Source organism: Micromonospora sp. NPDC003944 (assembly GCF_053605225.1).
In genome coordinates, this window is the sequence record NZ_JBSGIV010000136.1 from 1 (window position 1) to 4,087 (window position 4,087).

Annotated in this window: 2 pseudogenes; one reads left to right on the forward strand and one right to left on the reverse strand. The window is 66.9% G+C overall.

Annotated elements, in window-relative coordinates:
* A pseudogene (locus tag ACWER9_RS31725) lies at window positions 1-337 on the forward strand (hypothetical protein); the annotation flags it as partial.
* Here the strand turns inward: ACWER9_RS31725 and rpoB are convergent.
* Window positions 241-3,630 (reverse strand): annotated as a pseudogene (gene rpoB, locus ACWER9_RS31730) (DNA-directed RNA polymerase subunit beta); the annotation flags it as partial. The pseudogenes ACWER9_RS31725 and rpoB sit on opposite strands and share 97 nt — an antisense overlap.
* Window positions 3,631-4,087 lie beyond the last annotated feature (457 nt).

Genomic DNA, 4,087 nt, shown 5'->3' on the forward strand with positions numbered 1-4,087 from the left:
CGGCACCCTCGCCGGTCTGGTCAAGCGGGAACTCAAGGGCGACGGCGCCCCGGAGATCGTCACCCTCAACACCCCGGACGACCTGCCGGCCGCACTCCCCGACCGCTCACCTCAGACCTCTTCGACCGAGCTCGGCTCGCGCCGGGACAGGTCGATGCCCAGCTCCTCAGCGGCCCGGAACACCTCGTCGTCGGTCTCGCGCATCTCCAGGGCCACACCGTCGCTGGAGAGCACCTCGACGTTGAGGCACAGCGACTGCAGCTCCTTGAGCAGCACCTTGAACGACTCCGGGATGCCCGGCTCCGGGATGTTCTCGCCCTTGACGATGGCCTCGTAGACCTTCACCCGGCCGAGAACGTCGTCGGACTTGATCGTGAGCAGCTCCTGCAGGGCGTAGGCAGCGCCGTACGCCTGCATCGCCCAGCACTCCATCTCACCGAAACGCTGACCACCGAACTGCGCCTTACCACCCAGCGGCTGCTGCGTGATCATCGAGTACGGGCCGGTCGACCGAGCGTGGATCTTGTCGTCGACCAGGTGGTTGAGCTTCAGGATGTAGACGTAGCCAACCGCGATCGGGTCCGGCAGAGGCTCACCGGAACGACCGTCGAACAGCTGCGCCTTGCCGGTACGCCCGATCAGCTGCTTGCCGTCCCGGTTGGGCAGGGTCGACTCGAGCAGACCGGAGATCTCCTCCTCGCGGGCACCGTCGAAGACCGGGGTGGCCACGTTGGTGTCCCCCACGGACTCGTGCGCGTCGATCGAGCGAAGCTGGCGCTTCCACTCGGCGTCGTCGCCCTCGACCTTCCAACCGGTCTTGGCGACCCAACCGAGGTGGGTCTCCAGCACCTGGCCGATGTTCATCCGGCTCGGCACACCGAGCGGGTTGAGCACGATGTCGACCGGGGTGCCGTCCTCGAGGAACGGCATGTCCTCGACCGGCAGGATCTTCGAGATGACGCCCTTGTTGCCGTGCCGGCCGGCGAGCTTGTCGCCGTCCTGGATCTTGCGCTTCTGGGCGACGTAGACCCGGACCAGCTCGTTGACACCCGGCGGCAACTCGTCGCCGTCCTCGCGGGAGAACGTGCGCACACCGATGACCGTGCCGGTCTCGCCGTGCGGCACCTTCAGCGAGGTGTCCCGAACCTCACGCGCCTTCTCACCGAAGATCGCGCGGAGCAGCCGCTCCTCCGGGGTCAGCTCGGTCTCACCCTTGGGCGTGACCTTGCCGACCAGGATGTCGCCGGGGACGACCTCGGCGCCGATCCGGATGATGCCGCGCTCGTCGAGGTCAGCGAGCATTTCCTCGCTGACGTTCGGGATGTCGCGGGTGATCTCCTCCGGACCGAGCTTGGTGTCCCGAGCGTCGACCTCGTGCTCCTCGATGTGGATCGAGGTGAGCACGTCCTGCTGCACGAGGCGCTGCGACAGGATGATCGCGTCCTCGTAGTTGTGGCCCTCCCAGCACATGAACGCCACCAGCAGGTTGCGTCCGAGTGCCATCTCGCCCTCGTCGGTGCACGGACCGTCGGCGATGACCTGACCGGCCTCGACGCGGTCGCCCTCGAAGACCACCGGCTTCTGGTTGACGCAGGAGCCGGCGTTGGAGCGGCGGAACTTGTGCAGCAGGTACGTCCGGCGGTGGCCGTCATCCTGGTGGATGGTGACGTAGTCGGCGCAGAGATCCTCGATCACACCGCCGACCTCGGCGACCACCACGTCGCCGGCGTCGACCGCGGCCCGGTACTCCATGCCCGTACCCACGAGCGGCGCCTCGGCCTTGACCAGCGGCACCGCCTGACGCTGCATGTTCGCGCCCATCAGTGCCCGGTTGGCGTCGTCGTGCTCGAGGAACGGGATCATGGCGGTCGCGACCGAGGTCATCTGCCGGGGCGAGACGTCCATGTAGTCGACGGCACCGGGGACGACGTCCTCGGTCTCGCCGCCCTTACGACGGCAGAGCACCCGGTCCTCGGCGAACGTGCCGTCAGCCTTCAGGCGCGCGTTGGCCTGGGCCTTGACGAACCGGTCCTCCTCGTCCGCGGTCAGGTAGTCGATCTGGTCGGTGACCCGACCCTCGACGACCTTCCGGTACGGCGTCTCGATGAAGCCGAACGGGTTGACCCGGGCGAAGGTGGACAGCGCGCCGATCAGGCCGATGTTCGGGCCTTCCGGCGTCTCGATCGGGCACATCCGGCCGTAGTGGGACGGGTGCACGTCGCGGACCTCGAAGCCGGCCCGCTCCCGGGACAGACCACCCGGGCCGAGCGCGCTCAGCCGACGCCGGTGGGTCAGGCCCGCCAGCGGGTTGGTCTGGTCCATGAACTGGGACAGCTGGGACGTCCCGAAGAACTCCTTGATCGCCGCCACCACCGGGCGGATGTTGATCAGGGTCTGCGGGGTGATCGCCTCGACGTCCTGCGTGGTCATCCGCTCGCGGACGACCCGCTCCATCCGGGACAGGCCGACCCGAACCTGGTTCTGGATCAGCTCGCCCACGGTGCGGAGGCGCCGGTTGCCGAAGTGGTCGATGTCGTCGGCCTCGTAGCCTTCCTCACCGGCGTGCAGCCGGCACAGGTACTCCACGGTGGCGACGATGTCGTCCTCGGTCAGCGTGCCGGTGGTGATCGGCACCTCGAGCTCGAGCTTCTTGTTGAACTTGTAGCGCCCGACCTTGGCGACGTCGTACCTCTTCGGGTTGAAGAAGAGGTTGTCGAGCAGGGTCTGGGCGTTCTCGCGCGTCGGCGGCTCGCCAGGGCGCAGCTTGCGGTAGATGTCGAGTAGGGCCTCGTCGGCGCCGGCGATGTGGTCCTTCTCGAGCGTGGTCATCATCAGCTCGGACCAGCCGAACCGCTCACGGATCCGCTCGGCCGACCATCCGATGGCCTTGAGCAGGACGGTGACGGCCTGCCGACGCTTACGGTCGATGCGTACGCCGACCGTGTCGCGCTTATCGATGTCGAACTCCAGCCAGGCACCCCGACTCGGGATGACCTTGACGCTGGAGAGGTCGCGGTCGGAGGTCTTGTCCGGCTGCTTGTCGAAGTACACGCCCGGAGACCGGACGAGCTGGCTGACCACGACGCGCTCGGTGCCGTTGATGACGAAGGTGCCCTTGGGCGTCATCATCGGGAAGTCACCCATGAACACCGTCTGGCTCTTGATCTCGCCAGTGGTGTTGTTGGTGAACTCCGCGGTCACGAAGAGCGGAGCGCAGTAGGTCAGGTCCTTCTCCTTGCACTCCTCGATCGAGGCCTTGACCTCGTCGAAGCGCGGCGCTGAGAAGGAGAGCGACATGGTGCCGGAGAAGTCCTCAATGGGACTGATCTCTTCAAGGATCTCCGCGAGACCCGAGCGTGCGTGCGGGTCGTCCGCCGACCGGCCCTGCCAAGCCTCGTTGCCGACGAGCCAGTCGAAGGACTCGTTCTGAATGGCAAGGAGGTTGGGGACCTCGAGGTGTTCGGTGATCCTGCCGAATGAAACTCGGCGGGGAGCGAATGCGCTCGACGTACGACTGGTCTTCGCAGGGCGGGAAGCTGCCAAGATGCGTCCTTCCGAGGACCGGTGCTGCAGAACGGCTGGTACGCGTGCACTCCAATGACCCCACCAGAAATATCCGTAAACGGACATTTCCGAGCAGGGGTCAAGTCGGAAGGCAGCGCAAACTAGCAGTGTAGCCGAGAGGCTAACCGCTGTCCAGCCCACCCCGCAGGTTGTTTGCGGAGCGCACCTCGGCCCCCCTCAACCGGGGTCTGCCGGGCCGCTCAGAACGCAACTCCCCACTGGGCCGCTCGGGTTACCGCGACCGATGGTGCCGTCGCTGTCATACCCACGTCGTGGCCGTCGCAAGCGCGGTGTCTTGCTGGTGTCAGCGTGCCTGGCAGCCCCGGGCCGCGTCAAGGGCCGGTATTGCGCTCGCGCCGTGTTTCCCCCTGGAGGGCGACGCGGCGCCCGCACTTCGGTCGACGGAGACGCTTGTCGGAGCCCAGCTCAGGGCCGATCGGCGTCAGCTGCACCAACACGGCGGGCGGTGATCCGTGTCGGCCTCCAGGGGGAAACACGGCGCGAGCGCAATACCGGCCCTTGA